This window comes from Planococcus sp. SE5232 (assembly GCF_050686535.1).
GTDB lineage: Bacteria > Bacillota > Bacilli > Bacillales_A > Planococcaceae > Planococcus.
On sequence record NZ_JBOGCP010000001.1, the window covers coordinates 1,639,512 to 1,654,800 of the forward strand.

At 45.4% G+C, this 15,289-nt stretch carries 15 protein-coding genes; 12 read left to right on the top strand and 3 right to left on the bottom strand.

The window, feature by feature from the left end:
- Positions 1-39: 39 nt before the first annotated feature.
- Both ACRC6Q_RS07725 and ACRC6Q_RS07730 read left to right on the top strand, forming a co-directional pair.
- Positions 40-3,621, top strand: a complete 3,582-nt coding sequence (locus ACRC6Q_RS07725; protein WP_431466154.1) for a dynamin family protein — start codon at positions 40-42, stop codon at positions 3,619-3,621.
- A 3-nt stretch (positions 3,622-3,624) separates the two neighbouring features.
- Entirely contained in the window at positions 3,625-4,554 is a 930-nt protein-coding gene (locus ACRC6Q_RS07730) for a sulfurtransferase (protein ID WP_431466155.1), read from the top strand.
- Positions 4,555-4,597: 43 nt separating this feature from the next.
- Here the strand turns inward: ACRC6Q_RS07730 and ACRC6Q_RS07735 are convergent, their stop codons facing one another.
- The gene (locus ACRC6Q_RS07735; RefSeq protein ID WP_223632715.1) at positions 4,598-5,908 is read right to left on the bottom strand and encodes a hemolysin family protein; all 1,311 of its coding nucleotides are present in this window, start codon (positions 5,906-5,908) and stop codon (positions 4,598-4,600) included.
- Between the two features lie 170 nt (positions 5,909-6,078).
- Here ACRC6Q_RS07735 and ACRC6Q_RS07740 point away from each other — a divergent pair, with 170 nt between their 5' ends.
- The 5 genes from ACRC6Q_RS07740 to ACRC6Q_RS07760 all read left to right on the top strand — a co-directional run bounded on the left by ACRC6Q_RS07740 (position 6,079) and on the right by ACRC6Q_RS07760 (position 10,896).
- Positions 6,079-7,656 carry an amidohydrolase gene (locus ACRC6Q_RS07740; protein WP_223632712.1) on the top strand — a complete coding sequence of 526 codons (1,578 nt, stop codon included), beginning with the start codon at positions 6,079-6,081 and terminating at the stop codon, positions 7,654-7,656.
- Complete coding sequence (locus ACRC6Q_RS07745) at positions 7,656-8,405, top strand: SDR family NAD(P)-dependent oxidoreductase (protein WP_431466156.1); 750 nt, start codon at positions 7,656-7,658, stop codon at positions 8,403-8,405. The genes ACRC6Q_RS07740 and ACRC6Q_RS07745 overlap by 1 nt, the downstream gene beginning before the upstream one ends.
- A complete protein-coding gene (locus ACRC6Q_RS07750; RefSeq protein WP_223632707.1) occupies positions 8,402-8,611 on the top strand; it encodes a hypothetical protein in 210 nt (69 codons plus the stop codon). The genes ACRC6Q_RS07745 and ACRC6Q_RS07750 overlap by 4 nt, the downstream gene beginning before the upstream one ends.
- 287 nt (positions 8,612-8,898) lie before the next feature.
- Positions 8,899-9,537 carry a pyridoxamine 5'-phosphate oxidase family protein gene (locus tag ACRC6Q_RS07755; RefSeq protein WP_431466157.1) on the top strand — a complete coding sequence of 213 codons (639 nt, stop codon included), beginning with the start codon at positions 8,899-8,901 and terminating at the stop codon, positions 9,535-9,537.
- A gap of 63 nt (positions 9,538-9,600) precedes the next feature.
- Positions 9,601-10,896, top strand: coding sequence for a TolB family protein (locus ACRC6Q_RS07760; protein WP_431466158.1), 1,296 nt, complete (start codon positions 9,601-9,603; stop codon positions 10,894-10,896).
- Between the two features lie 100 nt (positions 10,897-10,996).
- Here ACRC6Q_RS07760 and ACRC6Q_RS07765 read toward each other — a convergent pair whose 3' ends face one another.
- Entirely contained in the window at positions 10,997-11,566 is a 570-nt protein-coding gene (locus tag ACRC6Q_RS07765; protein WP_431466159.1) for a biotin transporter BioY, read from the bottom strand.
- A gap of 190 nt (positions 11,567-11,756) precedes the next feature.
- Between ACRC6Q_RS07765 and ACRC6Q_RS07770 the strand changes: the two genes are divergently transcribed.
- The 3 genes from ACRC6Q_RS07770 (at position 11,757) to ACRC6Q_RS07780 (ending at position 13,190) form a co-directional block, all read left to right on the top strand.
- Complete coding sequence (locus ACRC6Q_RS07770) at positions 11,757-12,107, top strand: hypothetical protein (RefSeq protein ID WP_431466160.1); 351 nt, start codon at positions 11,757-11,759, stop codon at positions 12,105-12,107.
- Between the two features lie 67 nt (positions 12,108-12,174).
- Complete coding sequence (locus ACRC6Q_RS07775) at positions 12,175-12,918, top strand: potassium channel family protein (RefSeq protein WP_431466161.1); 744 nt, start codon at positions 12,175-12,177, stop codon at positions 12,916-12,918.
- 11 nt (positions 12,919-12,929) lie between these two features.
- Complete coding sequence (locus ACRC6Q_RS07780) at positions 12,930-13,190, top strand: hypothetical protein (protein WP_431466162.1); 261 nt, start codon at positions 12,930-12,932, stop codon at positions 13,188-13,190.
- 69 nt (positions 13,191-13,259) lie between these two features.
- Here ACRC6Q_RS07780 and ACRC6Q_RS07785 read toward each other — a convergent pair whose 3' ends face one another.
- Entirely contained in the window at positions 13,260-13,493 is a 234-nt protein-coding gene (locus ACRC6Q_RS07785; RefSeq protein ID WP_431466163.1) for a hypothetical protein, read from the bottom strand.
- 50 nt (positions 13,494-13,543) lie between these two features.
- Here ACRC6Q_RS07785 and ACRC6Q_RS07790 point away from each other — a divergent pair, with 50 nt between their 5' ends.
- Both ACRC6Q_RS07790 and sstT read left to right on the top strand, forming a co-directional pair.
- Positions 13,544-13,627: a hypothetical protein gene (locus ACRC6Q_RS07790; RefSeq protein WP_431466327.1), complete on the top strand. Its 84-nt coding sequence runs from the start codon at positions 13,544-13,546 to the stop codon at positions 13,625-13,627.
- A gap of 340 nt (positions 13,628-13,967) precedes the next feature.
- Positions 13,968-15,239, top strand: a complete 1,272-nt coding sequence (sstT, locus tag ACRC6Q_RS07795) for a serine/threonine transporter SstT (RefSeq protein ID WP_431466164.1) — start codon at positions 13,968-13,970, stop codon at positions 15,237-15,239.
- Positions 15,240-15,289: the final 50 nt, after the last annotated feature.

Consider the following 15,289-nt stretch of genomic DNA (forward strand, 5'->3'; position numbering starts at 1 on the left):
ATATGATAGAGAGCAGTAAGCGGAGAAGGAGATTTCTAAATGACAGTTCTGGATCATAAAAAAGAATTACTTGAAACGGCACATCTCTACAAGATCTTCAGAGACAACGAAGATACAGAGCGTGAAGCGAAAGCCCATTTATTTGCGAAGAAAATCTTGAAGAATAATTTCATCATCGGCTTTGCCGGCCATTTTTCATCCGGTAAGTCATCCATGATCAACGCGCTGACAGGTGAGACTTTATTGCCATCCAGCCCGATTCCGACGAGTGCCAATATCGTTAATGTCCAGAAAGCGGATAAGGACTTCGCCATCGTCAATATGCGAAACGAGAAGCCTGTCTATTTTCCCGAGAATTACGATTTTAACGCTGTTAAGGAATTCTGCAAAAGCGGGGATGTCACACAGATCGACATCGGCCACCAAGCTTCTGTCTTGCCGAAAGGCATCACCGTCATGGATACGCCTGGCGTCGATTCGACGGATGACGCTCACCGGCTGTCGACAGAATCGGCTCTGCATGTGGCAGACATGGTCTTTTATGTCATGGACTATAACCATGTGCAATCCGAATTGAATTTCAATTTCACGAAAGAACTGCAGAAATACACCGAGCTGTACTTGATCGTCAACCAAATCGACAAGCATCAAAGCAGCGAAATGAGCTTTGCGGATTTCCAGCAAACCGTACATGATTCGTTTGCAGCATGGGGAGTCGTTCCAAAAGGCATCTTCTTTACATCTTTGAAGGACTTCACTTTCCCTGGCAATGATTTCGAACAGGTCAAAGAATTGGTGTCATCGACCATGCAGAACTGGAAAGGCCATATCGGCGAAGCTTCGGATTCGGCCTTGGACCAATTGAAGGATGAGCACATCAAGTTTTTGGAAGATGAAAAAGCGGAGCGCCTGCAGGCATTTTCTGAAGTTCTTGATCCGGAAGAATGGGAAATGCGTGAAGACTTGAAAAAGGAAAACGCATTGGTGTCACGCAGAATGTCTGTGCAGGATTTTGAAAACTGGCAGGCCAAATTCGAAAAGAGCCGCAAGGAACTATTGGAAAGCTCGAATATCATGCCCTATGAACTGCGCAGCGCATTGACAAGCTACTTGGAGTCGGTCCAACCGAATTTCAAAGTAGGTATGCTGTTCAGCGGCAAAAAGACAGAAGAAGAACGCCAGAAAAGAAAACAGGAAGTGGACGAGCGGCTGGATTCGACCGTTTCTTCCCAAATCACCAACCACCTGAAGAAATTGATGAAGGCTTCTTTGAAGGATGCTGGATTATTGACCGACAGTGAATCCCTGGCGATCGATGATATGGTCTTTGATGTGCCATTTGCTATAGTCGAAGATCAAAACCCAACAGGTGCTTCCACGACGGGAGATGCCGTGCTGAATTTTGCCAACAGCATCTCTACAGCTGTCCAGCGCTGGTTTATCCGCGAAACGGACGGCTGGAAAAAAGCGCAGGAAGAAAAGTTCGAAGGACTGACGGATGATGTCAGCACGGAAATTGACATGAAAGCACAAAATCTGTCCAGAAAAGTACTGGCGATCCAGACGCTTGAAGAAATGGACAGCAAAATCGACAAAGTGAAAAAATCCTATTCGGCGATGCTGCCGAAGCAAAAAACAGCCGCCGAAGAAAGAGTGGATCAATGGCTGGAAGAGTTTGAGGTTTCCATTGAAGAGATGACTGAATTCGATCCGGCGATGCTGGAAAAGGATGACCAGCAACAGGTCGAACAGGAACAACAGACTGAAGTGCTTGAAGTGGCGGCATTCGATGAAAAAGCTGTACTTGAACGTGCCAACCGCACCGCAGAAGTGATCAACCCGATCAAAGGCTTTGCCGAAACGGCCGCCTATTTGAAACGGAAAGCCGGCCGCCTGGAAGGACAGGAATTTACCATCGCATTATTCGGTGCATTCAGTGCCGGGAAATCGTCATTTTCAAATGCCTTGATGGGTGAAACTGTCCTGCCGGTATCACCGAATCCGACGACGGCAACCATCAACCGGATCCGTCCAGTTACGGAAAAGCATCCGCACGAAACCGCGGATGTGCGTTTGAAGACCCGTGCCCAGATGACGGAAGATGTTAAAAACTCCTTCCATGTACTGGGGATTGAAGTGACGTCTTTGGAAGATGCCTACGCCAAGTCGCTGAAATTGCCGGAGGATACGCCGACTGAACAACAGGTCCATAAATCGTTCATCATCGCCTTCAACAAAGGCTATGAAGGCTTCAAGGACCGTTTGGGTGAAACCATCCGGACAGACCGGGAAGAATTCGGTTTGTATGTAGCGAAAGAAGAAAAAAGCTGCTTTGTCGATGAAATCGACTTTTATTATGATTGTGAACTGACGCGCAATGGCGTAACGCTGGTCGATACGCCGGGAGCGGATTCCATCAATGCGCGGCATACCAATGTCGCCTTCGAATACATCCGCAACGCTGATGCCATCCTGTTCATCACGTATTACAACCATGCGTTTGCGCGGGCGGACCGGGAATTCCTGATCCAGCTGGGCCGAGTCAAAGATGCCTTTGAAATGGATAAAATGTTCTTTGTCGTCAATGCCATCGATTTGGCCAACGACGAGCAGGAAAAAGATGCGGTCGTCACTTATGTGAAAGACGAGCTGCAGCGTTTCGGCATCCGGTTCCCAAGGTTGTTCGGAGTATCCAGTCTGTTAGCGCTGCGTGACCGGGAACATTCCGGCATGCCGCAGTTTGAGGAAGCGTTCCAGCATTTCCTGAAGGAAGAGCTGAAAGGCATGGCCGTCCAATCACTGGCGGAGGAAGAACAGAAAACGGTGGATCGTTTTCGGAGCCTGATCGAACATACGGAAAAAAACCTGATGCGAAAAGACGAACGGCTGGAAGAACTCAAGCATCTTGAACAGCAACTGCGCATCCTGTTTGGCGCTTCCATCGCGAAACTATTGGAGCGCGAAGCCCTGCAGGAATTGGATGAATTGCTGTATTACGTCAATCAGCGGGTTTTCTACCGCTTCAACGACTTTTTCAAAGAAGCATTCAACCCGTCGGTCTTTTCAAACAAATCGGCGCAGCAAGCCTTGGATACCGCGTTGCAGGACATAAACGAAATGACCGGCTTTGATTTCCAGCAGGAATTGCGTGTCACCAATTTCCGCCTGGGCCAGTTTATCGAAAAGAAACTGGAAATGCGCTTTAAGGAAGACACGGCCAAGCTGAAAGAACTGAATCCGGACTTTTCATTTACACCGTATGAAGTCCAGGAAGCAGGTTCGTTGGATATTCCTAAACCATTCACGGATGCCGATTATTCATCGGTCAAATCCTATTACAAGAACAATAAGAGCTTCTTTGAGAAAAATGAAAAAGAGAAGCTGCGTGATGCACTGCAATCCATGATGGAGCCGGATGCCTTGCGTTATTTGGAAAAAGAGAAAAAAGAACTCGGCAACTGGGCGGAATTCTGGATCGAGCAGGAAGCGGAAGGCTTACGCCAGCATATTCTCCGCCAAGCCGTCGATCAGATCGATTCGGAGCGTACTTTGCTTCAGCAATCTGAAAGATTGGCACAATGGAAAGAGCTGTATTCAAATTTGATGGACGGAAGGGTGTAGACGATGTCTGTGTTTATAGAAACGATCGATACCGAAAACCATAAATGGATAGATGCACGATTTGACTTGAAGGATTCATTAGCAGGCCACAAGATGTACAAAGAAGAACATGTCGCCGGGGCCGTCTTTTGGGATCTGGAAAAAGACCTATCGGATATGTCCTCGAATGAAGGGCGGCATCCAATGCCTTCACACGAGCAATTGACTGAATTGATTCGTTCAAGCGGATTGAACAAGAACGATTCGATTGTCATTTACGACCAAGGCGGTTCTCCTTTTGCGGCACGTGCCTGGTGGCTGCTGAAATATGCAGGATTCGAAGAGGTCCATATCAGCCAAAAAGGCTTTCATGAACTGAAAGAGCAGGGAATTGCAGTTTCTGCTGAAGTGCCAAACCCTCAACGCATAGACTATGAACCGGATTTCAACAGTGAAATATTCGCTGATCAGGCATACGTGAAAAATGTCATCAGCGGCGACGAATTAGGAGTTCTGGTTGATGCACGTTCTGCAGTGCGTTATGCGGGACTTGAAGAGCCGATCGATCCTGTTGCAGGACGGATTCCAGGAGCGCGAAATCTGGACTGGGCGCAATTCGTTTCTCAGGGTGAGTTCCAGTTGAGTGAAGACATCAGCCATATCGTACAGAAGCATGAACCAGCTGTCGTCTATTGCGGCAGCGGCGTAACAGCAGCGGCACTTTATGCCATCTTGGCTGAAAAAGGCTATGATCAGCTGAGACTTTATATGGGCAGTTTCTCAGACTGGATTACAGACGCAGAAAACGTCGTGGAATTTGACCGCGGCGAACATCCGGAAGCAGCGGATGATGAAACCAAAGCGATATTGGCGAAATTGATCGAAGAAGGCTATTCAGGCGAGATGCTGATGAAAAAGTTCGAATACGAAAAATCATTATTGGAAGAAAAATAAAAAAATCCCCGACAACAATTTCTGTTGTCGGGGATTTTTCTGGTTATTCGATTCGCTCTGCAGTGCGCGTTAAGAGTACCCGGATAATCTGATGATTTTCCATTTCGCGTACGGTGATGGTATGGGTCGGCAATTCAACCGACTCGCCTTCACTGATATCTGTATTCTTCAACTGGATCCAGCCGCCGATGGTATCGACATCTTCACTGTCATCAAACTCGATGGCGAAACGATCTTCCAGATCAGACAAGAGCACGCGGCCGTTCAATAAATAATTATTGATATCGACGGCTTTGATCTCGTCGCGTTCGTCTTCGTCAAACTCATCGCGGATTTCCCCGACGATTTCCTCCAAAATATCTTCCATCGTGATGACGCCGGCAGTTCCGCCGTATTCATCGACGACTATCGCCATGTGGACATGCTCTTTCTGCATTTTCAGCAACACGTCCTGTATCGGCGCCATGTCATGGACAAAAGGAATATCGTGGATGACGATGCTGTCGTTCAAATCTTGTTTATAGGTGTAATTGGTCAGCATTTCCTTAACGTTGACAAAGCCGATAATATCATCTTTGTCACCATGTTCAGTGACGGGATAACGGGTGTACTGATGGTCACGCACAATCTCCATTAAATCGTCATGGCTCATCTCAAGTGAAATGGTCTCCATTTGTGTCCGCGGCAGCATGACATCTTTTGCCAGCCGTTCATCGAAAGAAAAAATATTCTGCATATACGATAGTTCCGTTTGATTGATTTCACCGCTGTTGTAACTTTGCGTCATGATGATCTTCAACTCTTCTTCCGAATGGGCATGCTCGTGCTCAGACGGCTCAATGCCGAAAGCGCGCAGCAACAAACGTGCTGATCCATTCAACACCCAGATGAATGGCAGTAAAATGACGCCAAACAGATAGAGCGGGCGGGCGAAGATAAGGGCCATTTTCTCTGCATACTGAATCGCCAGAGTTTTAGGGGCCAATTCGCCGATCACCACGTGCAAAAAGGTTATGACGGTAAATGCGATGATAAAGGAAAAGATCGACGCAGTCGGTTCTTCTATTCCAAAGTTTTCAAAAACCGGATGCAGGATCCGTTCGACAGTCGGTTCACCCAGCCAACCAAGGCCAAGCGCCGTTACTGTAATTCCCAATTGGCAAGCGGATAAATAATAATCCAAATTGCTGGTGATTTTCTTCGTCAAGATGGCATTTTTATTGCCTTCTGATACAAGTTGATCAATGCGGGACATCCTGACACGGATAATTGAAAATTCCGATCCAACAAATAAAGCGGTCAGCCCGATTAAAAGAGCGACCAAAAACAAATTGAGAATGAGTATACTGTCCAATTCGTCCCTCCGATTGGGAGGGTTCACCTCTGCTTTCTATAAGTAAAAACAGTATACCATATTTAGGTATGCTTTTGCTTTGCGGGTGAATCATTGAAAAATTCAAACCAAACATATTGAATGCCACGGCGAATAAACTTATGATGGGAAGAGAGAAAAGGAGTGGTTAGATGAAAGTGCTATGGCATGGGGGAACGATCTATACAATGGAAACTGAAGGCGCTACTGCAGAAGCGGTATTGGTGTCGGATGGTCATATAGAGAAAATCGGTACGTATGAGGAGTTAAAGCAATGGGCTGACAAGGAAATCGATCTGCAGGGAAAAAGCATGTACCCGGGATTTGTCGATAGCCATATGCATATGATCGGCCATGGCGAAAAGCTGATGCGTGTCGATTTATCGAAAATCGGAAGCTCTGAAGAAATGCGGGAGCAATTGGTCGAATCCACCAAAGGATTGAGCAAAGAGGAATGGTTTATCGGAGAAGGCTGGAACGAAAACAATTTTGCAGACCGCAAAATTTTCCACCGCCATGAACTTGATGAAATCAGCGAATCACCGATGTTGCTGAAACGGGTATGCCGTCATGCGATTCTGGCCAATTCCCGTGCTTTGACACTTGCCGGCATCACAAAAGACAGCCAGGATCCTGAAGGCGGTGTAATTGTGCGTGATGCTGATGGAGAGCCGACCGGCTATCTGTTGGACGCTGCACAAGATCTTGTCGCCAACCAGGTACCGGAGGTCAGCGTTGAGTATTTGACGCGTGCCCTGCAAAAGTCAGTAGACAATTTACTGTCGCTTGGTTTGACGGGTGCACATACGGAAGATATGGGCTATTACGGCCATTATTCACGGCCTTTGCAGGCATTCAAGAATGTCATCGGCGATCAGGTGAAATTCCGTGCGCATCTGCTTAGAGCACATAGCGCATTTGAAGACATGATGGAAAACGCGACATACGCTGAACCGTTTGTCGATCCGGGCCCGATGAAAATCTTTTCGGACGGATCAATCGGCGGCCGCACAGCATTGCTGAGCAAACCGTATAACGATGACCCATCAACAATCGGCGTCGCGATCCAATCAGATGAGGAATTCAAGCGCTTGGTCTCTATAGCACGCAAACATGGGGAAGCTGTAGCTATACATGTCATCGGGGATCTGGGATTGGAAATGGCATTGGATGCTATTGAAGCCCATCCGGTGCCTGCAGGCAAACGTGACCGCCTCATTCACGCAATGGTGGTTCGTGAAGATTTGGTGGAGCGCATGAAGAAGATTGATGTAGCGTTGGATCTCCAGCCGAGCTTTGTGACATCTGATTTCCCTTGGGTTGTGGAGCGTCTGGGTGAGAGTCGGTTGGAATGGGCATATGCATGGAAAAAACTGCTCGACCATGGCTTGATTTGTGCTGGAGGATCGGATGCGCCGATCGAAGAGGTCGATCCGTGCCTCGGCATCTATGCGGCAGTAACACGCAGAAAGCCATATGAAACCCATGAAGGTTTTCAGCCTGAAGAAAAACTGTCGCGTTTTGAAGCGATCCAGCTTTATACAAGCGGCAGTGCAGCAGCCATCGGAAAGGAAGCGGAACGCGGTGTGATCCGTGAAGGCTTTGATGCCGATTTCACGATTTTCGATCGGGACCTGTTCTCTGGAAATGAAGAACAGATTCTGGAAGCTCAAGTTGCCGTGACGGTTGTGGCAGGAGAAATCATGTACCAAAAAGGCGGGATGGAGTAATGACAAAAGAAGCATACATCATTACCGGAGCATCCAAAGGGATCGGTTTTGAATGGAGCCGCCAGCTTAGTGAAGCGGGTCATTTGGTCATCGGGATCGCACGCACCGAACCGGAAAATTGGCCGGGTGGGCATTTTCTGCCGTTCGATCTGACCCGTCTGGAAGCAATTGAAGAAATCGTAGCACAGGCTTTAAATCTGATTCCTGGAGAAACCGAAACGATTGTCTTGGTGAATAACGCGGGAACTATCGAACCGATTGGACTTGCCCACACCAATGACTCGGCACAGGTCAGCCAAAGCATCGTGCTCAACTTGACGGCGCCGATGCTGCTTTGCGGTGCTTTCATCCGGCAGCTGAAAAGCAACTCAGCCGAGAAGAAAATCGTCAATACTTCTTCAGGAGCGGGACGTAAAGTCTATGAAGGCTGGAGCGCTTATTGTGCCGGAAAAGCGGGACTTGATCATTTCAGTTCGTGTCTGGATGCGGAAAATGATGATGTGAAAGTGGTCTCTGTGGCACCGGGAATCATCGATACCGCCATGCAGCAGAAAATTCGCCAAAGTGAAGCGGCCGATTTCCCATTAGTCGAGAAATTCCTGGATTACAAAGAGAGCGGATTGCTCAGCAGTCCGGAAGAAACGGCTCGCTTATTGATGGAAATGACCCAACGAGTTGATTTTAAGGAATTGCCGACCATTTTGGACATCCGTAATTTACCGCAAGCAGGAAAGGGGAGCTTGGAGTGAGTAAAACACCGGACAACATCCTGATGAAACTGGCTGATGCTAACCAAGCCGGTATCGACATGGCAAGCCCGAAAGCCGTGGTCACTTTTTTGCTGGCACAAGGCGAAAAAGAATCCATCCTTTTCTTCTATAAGTCCAACAGCGTCGAATTCGATTTCGACAAATTCAATAGTGCTGTAGCAGAGATGAACGATTGTAAGAATTGAGCCCATCATTCACTGTTCGTAAATTCAATTAAGAAAAAATGAACGTTCGTAAAGTGCCAAAACACTTAGCGGACGTTTTTTCATTTTAATTGATGTTGCAATCGTTCTGCATGGTTTAAGCTTTTTACATAAGCACCCTCATCGAGGAATAGTAAGTTACACTATACAAAGAAAACTAAAAACACGGAATAGTAAGTGCTATGTAAGGTAAGATGGAATTATAAAGCGTTTAAGTGAAATCCTGTACATCATAAAAAGGGAAGTTGAAACGAAGGGGATGGAAAACTTTGAAGACCGAAAACACATTTCCAAATACAATAAAGACAGTGGAAGAACTGAGGGAAATCACCGGGAAGCCGAGTGAACTCGTAAATAATAAGGTTATTTCATACATAGACGAACATTGCAGCGGTTTTATTGCAAAATCACCTTTTCTAACCTTATCAACAGCTGACGAATCAGGATTTTGCGATGTGTCACCGCGGGGCGACAAAGCCGGATTTGTTTATGTATTGAACGATAAGCAATTGATCATACCGGAAAGGCCCGGTAACAAACGGATGGATTCCATGCGGAACATCTTGTCGAATCCGAATATCGGCCTGCTGTTTCTGATACCAGGGCTCGGTGAAACTTTACGCATCAACGGAAAAGCCAGTGTGATCCACGACGAAGAACTATTGGAGAAAATGGCGGTTAACGGAAAAAGTCCGCTTCTTGGAATCGGCGTCGAAGTGGAGGAATGCTTTATTCATTGTGCCAAGGCGTTTAAACGGTCGGAACTATGGAATCCTGAAACATGGGCGGATAAAGAAGAACTTCCAAAAGGTGCGAAAATTTTAGCGGCTCATGCGAAATTGCCGAATGTGGACGAAGAAGCGATCGGCAAACTTCTGGAGAAGAGCTACAGGGACAGCCTGTATTAGAAGGCAGATGGTCGAGGAGAGAAGCAAACATCGATCAACGAGTATCGGAGAGAGGGCGGTCCAATGAAAAGTCATCGTACTCTATTGATTTTCACCGGTATGGTCGCTGTTCTTTTCGTGGCAGCGATCACCTATGGGGTTTTGAATGACGAGACCTCGTATAGTACTCATTCAGGTTTGGGTTCAAGTATTTCTGTATCGCCTGATGATGCGACTCTTGCATTTTCTTATTATGAAAATGGAAGGGAAGCTATTTATCTGGGAAGCTTGAAAGACGGGGAAGTGAGAAAAGTGACGGAACCGGAAGAACAGGACCACAGAATGCCTCAATTTTCACCGGTTGGCGAAGGGTTTCTGTATCTGGCGGCTGACAGTGCCGGCGTCCAGTCTCTGCATCACAAAACCGGGAAAACTGGTGAATCCATAAAATTGACCGGAACAGAAGTGCATGTGTCTGACGCTGCTTTTTCACCGGACGGCAGCACTATTTATTATATGGCGATTCCCGCCGAAGACTTTTTAAAGCCTGAAGGGGAGAAAGAAAATGGAGCCGACTTATTTTCAGTGAATGCCGAAGGCGGAGATTTTCTTAAGCTTACTGACAAAGACTCTTTTGCAATGGACGACTTATCGGTTTCAGGCGATGGAACAACGCTTTATTATACAGAATTTGATGGTGTGCAACGGCTGGTTGCCTATTCAATCGAAGAAGGGATAGAAAGCGCTTATTTGCCGCAGCACATCAGCAGTAACCTTTACCATCCGGATTTTTTTAATGATGAAGGGCTGCTGGCTTATACAGCAGTATCGGAAGAATCCAAAAATAATGGCTCGCTATATGAATACGAACTTTTTTTGATGGAAAACTCATCGGGGGAAACGAAAAGACTGACAGACTTCAATGCTTCTGTCGTATCTCCAGCTTTTTTTCATCATGAAAATCGGATCGCCTTTTTGATGCAGCCGAATTGGCCAAATCAACCGGAGGACTATGAGGCAATGACCGTCGATTATAGCAGCGGGGAAACAGTATCTGTGAGCTTGGATTTTCCTGAACCGAATACTGAGTTCCGACCATCCGCACTAGCACACTGGCTCGCAAACCCCATAGCGGTTACAGGTCTTTATCTTCTGCTGTTCGGTTTGTTGACCGTCTACTGCCAGTCGGCATTGAACAGAAGATATCTCCCGGTTAAGGTAAGTGCTGTTCTGACCGGCACCATATTGGCAGGCAGCTTTGCAGTCGCTGTTTTCGACCCGTGGAAGGCCATCGGTCTATTTGCTTTAGCTGCAGGACTGGCTGTCTGCACGGGAATCATCCTGGTTTTTGCCTATAGCTACCGGCGGTTCGGGAAATAGGTAAATGAAATCTAATTTCCGCACTCATCAAAAAACTGCCGACATCAAATGCAGGTCGACAGTTTTTTTATTTGAAATAGTTATCGTGATGCTAAAAAAATCATGTAGCGGAGTGGTTTCCGCTGTATAGAAGACTTGCGGATTTTAAGCGTTTTCTGACGGAGATTCCTATCCAAGCAGCAAGTGCGGCTTTGATGACACCCACTAAAAGGAATGGGAAAAATCCTCCCACAAAAGCACCTGTCCATGACAGGTTTGCGAATATTTTCAACCAGACAGTTCCGAAAGTCAAGGCAACAAACATGCCGATGATATTGGCAATAACTGCATGAGTCACTGTAAAGCCCGTCTTCTCAAGGTAATACCCGATAATAAAGGCGGTTGGGATAAAACCAATTAAATATCCGCCGGTTGGTCCAAACAAGCTGCCTAAACCGCCTGACATTTGCGCGAATACCGGAATTCCCACTGCACCGATCCCTAAATAAACCAAAACAGACAATGTCCCGTACTTAGCCCCTAAAATAGTTGCAGCAAGTCCAATTGCTAATGTCTGGCCTGTAATCGGCACTAATGGCAATGGAATAGTTACTTGCGCTAAGACTCCAATAATGGCTGCAAATAATGCTGTTACAATCATCATTCTCAATTTCAAATTCGATTCCGACAAACCTGTACCCCCTTTATGAGTTAACCCTTTTATTTTATTGGTTAACTCATATACTAGCGTAGTTGAGTAAAATATGTCAATAAGCTTTTTAAGGATAAAACAAGTGATGAATAATAAACAGAAAAATCACTCTATGGTGTAATGGAATAGTATAAACTAATAAGAAACACAAAGCGATGGGAGGGTTATTATGAGTTGGGTCAATGGTGTAATTCCATTCCTTTTTATTTGTATCTTTATATACGGTTTGATCAAACAGATTCAACAGTCTGTAATTTTGCAGAAAACAATTTCAGCTGCCGATCCCATCAATAGAAGGCTACTCATCGGAAATCATTTCTACACCTTTGCATCTGCAGGATTTGTATTTCTTTTACTGATGAATGTTCTTGTTTATTTTGGGATCACTCCTCAAACTCAAACGATCAGCAATACTGTAAGTCTGTTGACTGTTTTGTTTCTGGTGCTGATGTTCATAGCGAAATTTGCAGTTATACCTAAAAGTCAGTGTGGATTTCCTCTATACATTAAAAAACTATAGTGAAAATGCCTAATTGACTGCTGAAAGCTCTGGAAATCAGAAATGCATCAAGGTTGGAGGTTATAGGATGTTTGAACTGATCAAGCGAATTGTGAAAATCAATCCGGGTAAATTGATTGTGTTTGCCAGTCTGTTTTACATCGCCAGTGCATATATTATTTACATTATCGAACCGCAAACTTTTCCCAGCCCTTTTGCTGGTTTCTGGTGGGTGATGACGACGGTCACCACTGTGGGTTTTGGTGATTATTCTCCAACGACGGTTCCCGGTAGGCTGTTTGGTATATTCCTCTATATATTCGGCATCGGACTTGTGGGTATCATACTTGGAAAAGTGGTGGATTTTTATACTTATTACGGGAGGCTTAAAATGGAAGGAAAACTGGCTTATAAAGGAAAAGATCATTTCTTGATAATCGGCTGGTCGAAAAGTGTCCAAAAGACCATCGAAGAAATTTTGCTTAGCAGAGATATTAAAACAGATGTGGTGTTGATTGACCATGTGGAAGAGGCACCTTTCAAACATGAGCGGTTTCACTATATCTGCGGAAACCCAACCAACACGAAAGTTTTGCAGGAAGCAAACATTGATCGTGCGAACTCTGTGTCGATATTCGCTTCTGAAAGTGATTATGAAGTCCAGGCAGATGGTAAAACCTTACTTATCGCATCCGCTATCGAGAGATATGCCGTTGATCAGAAGAGGAATATATATACCATCGTCGAAATCACACACGAAGATCATATCCGGATGTTCCAACATGCCGGAGTCAATGAATTTGTGCTGTCGAGTGAATCTTCCCCCAGTTGATGACGAAGTCCATGCTACATCACGGGTCGAGCCGTTTATTTATGCAGCTCTTGAACCACACATATGGAGAAAACATATGGGAAATCAGCCCTTCTCCTTCTTGGCGCATATACAAAGATGCGTTCGATGCGCTGCGTGAACAAGGTGCCAATTTGATTGCAGATGGACCGGACTTCAGCATTATTCGCAGAATGGGGGATCCTATATCCGAAGGTGCCCGGCTCTTTATCATTTGCGATCAGGCAACCTATGAAAATTTGAAGTTGCAATAAACGTGGATAAGAACAAAAAAGGAAGGAAGAATCCCTTACAGGTGATTCTGTCCTTCCTTTTTCATAGGTTCAGTTCACTTCGTCTGTTACTTTGGAATTGTCTATTCTTTTAAATGAAGAAGCCAAGATTTGATTTTCCTGCAGCTTCTTTACTTTCGCTGGTTTGAAAGATAGAAGCTGTTTATGCATGAGAGACTCTGCAATCGTAGTAAAACAATAAATCAACACGATGAAAATCACCAATGGCGGAAGGATCATCCAGTACTGGTTCGTTATAAAAACTTCCCTCGAAATCGCAATCATGGCGGACAACTCATAAATTTCCGGAGACTGCAAGAGCACTGGGAGTTCGACTGGACAGCTATAGCAACTTAATCTTATCGGCACCTCATGGGATTGACGATCCCACCAGTTTGGTCGTTAAACCAACCCCATAATTTCACAGCAGATATCGGCAGGCTTGAAGTTTATAGAAGTCGGATGGAACAGAAGAATTGGAAGAGGTATTGGCCAAAACTTAGGATAAAAAATCTGGGTTACACGACGAAGATCCAATGCCCTTTTTGTATCTCTGAAGAAAGGGAGAATTGTTAAATCACAATGAAATTACAAAAAAATCATTGATTTATTAAAAAAAATGTTTTATTCCCTCCGCAGGTTGTATAGAATAGGATTAGACTGAAAGCGTTACCATAGGAGGAATGCAACTAGAATCGTTTAGCAGAAGATGGGCTGTGTTTAAGCTACTTAGAAATCAACAGGGGGAATAACGAACGTATGAAAGTATTGAAAGCATGGAATCAGATTAGTCTTGTAAAGCAAATATTGATAGGGCTGATATTAGGGGTTGTACTGGCTGTTTTAATTCCAGAAGCAGCAAAATCATTGACCATCTTTGGTACTTTATTTGTAGGCGCACTGAAAGCCATCGCGCCTGTATTAGTGCTGTTTTTAGTAATGGCATCAGTCGCGCAGCATAGAAGCGGCAAGCCGACAAATATGAAAACAGTCATATTTCTTTACTTATTAGGAACGTTTTTGGCCGCATTGATTGCTGTCATCGCCAGTTTCATCTTCCCGGTAAGCATTGCCCTGACTCAAGGTGCTGAGGATTTGGCGGCTCCGGGTAATGCGATTGAAGTTATTAAAACTTTAGTGTTGAACATTGTCGATAATCCAGTAAGTGCTCTTTACAACGCAAACTATATCGGCATTTTAGCTTGGGCGATTGTCCTGGGTCTGGCATTGAGAACCGCCGCTGATAACACAAAATTAGTAATCACTAATCTCTCGGATGCAGTAGCCAAAATGGTTGGCTGGGTCATCAAGTTTGCACCTCTTGGCATCATGGGTCTAGTGATTGAGTCCATTACGACAAACGGGCTTGGGGCATTGCTGAGTTATGGGAAATTGCTGGCCCTTTTAATTGGCTGTATGCTTTTTGTGGCGCTTGTGGTCAATCCGCTTATCGTGTTTATGAACATTCGCCAGAATCCATACCCACTTGTCTTTAAGTGCTTGAGAGAAAGCGGCATTACGGCTTTCTTCACGCGCAGTTCTGCAGCCAATATCCCAGTAAACATGACGTTATGTGAAAAGCTGGGATTGGACAAAGACACATATTCTGTATCAATACCACTAGGAGCAACCATCAATATGGCAGGTGCCGCAGTTACGATTACGGTTCTGACGCTCGCTGCTGTGCACACGCTTGGCATTCAAGTGGACATCCCTACAGCGATAATCCTGAGCGTATTGGCCGCAGTATGTGCATGTGGCGCTTCTGGTGTTGCGGGCGGATCGCTTTTGCTGATCCCTTTAGCTTGTAGTTTATTCGGCATTCCTGCTGATGTGGCTATGCAAGTAGTCGGTGTTGGCTTCGTGATAGGCGTGCTGCAAGATTCATTTGAAACATCACTCAACTCTTCAACAGACGCCCTTTTTACAGCAACAGCTGAATACAAGAAGCGACTGAAGGAAGGCGAAAAAGTGAATTTCAAAGAAGTATTCGAGCTCAATAAACCATCCGAAAATTTGGTGAAGAGCTGAGTTTGAGAATCATTCTAAATGTCCAAACTTATTGTAAATCCAGTAAGTTA

What these genes read in the sequence shown, in the direction of transcription:
- ACRC6Q_RS07725 (WP_431466154.1), top strand. Translation starts at nt 40, where the DNA reads ATGACAGTTCTGGATCATAAAAAAGAATTACTTGAAACGGCACATCTC.
- ACRC6Q_RS07730 (WP_431466155.1), top strand. Translation starts at nt 3,625, where the DNA reads ATGTCTGTGTTTATAGAAACGATCGATACCGAAAACCATAAATGGATA.
- ACRC6Q_RS07740 (WP_223632712.1), top strand. Translation starts at nt 6,079, where the DNA reads ATGAAAGTGCTATGGCATGGGGGAACGATCTATACAATGGAAACTGAA.
- ACRC6Q_RS07745 (WP_431466156.1), top strand. Translation starts at nt 7,656, where the DNA reads ATGACAAAAGAAGCATACATCATTACCGGAGCATCCAAAGGGATCGGT.
- ACRC6Q_RS07760 (WP_431466158.1), top strand. Translation starts at nt 9,601, where the DNA reads ATGAAAAGTCATCGTACTCTATTGATTTTCACCGGTATGGTCGCTGTT.
- ACRC6Q_RS07770 (WP_431466160.1), top strand. Translation starts at nt 11,757, where the DNA reads ATGAGTTGGGTCAATGGTGTAATTCCATTCCTTTTTATTTGTATCTTT.
- ACRC6Q_RS07775 (WP_431466161.1), top strand. Translation starts at nt 12,175, where the DNA reads ATGTTTGAACTGATCAAGCGAATTGTGAAAATCAATCCGGGTAAATTG.
- ACRC6Q_RS07780 (WP_431466162.1), top strand. Translation starts at nt 12,930, where the DNA reads ATGCTACATCACGGGTCGAGCCGTTTATTTATGCAGCTCTTGAACCAC.
- ACRC6Q_RS07785 (WP_431466163.1), bottom strand. Translation starts at nt 13,493, where the DNA reads ATGATTGCGATTTCGAGGGAAGTTTTTATAACGAACCAGTACTGGATG.
- sstT (WP_431466164.1), top strand. Translation starts at nt 13,968, where the DNA reads ATGAAAGTATTGAAAGCATGGAATCAGATTAGTCTTGTAAAGCAAATA.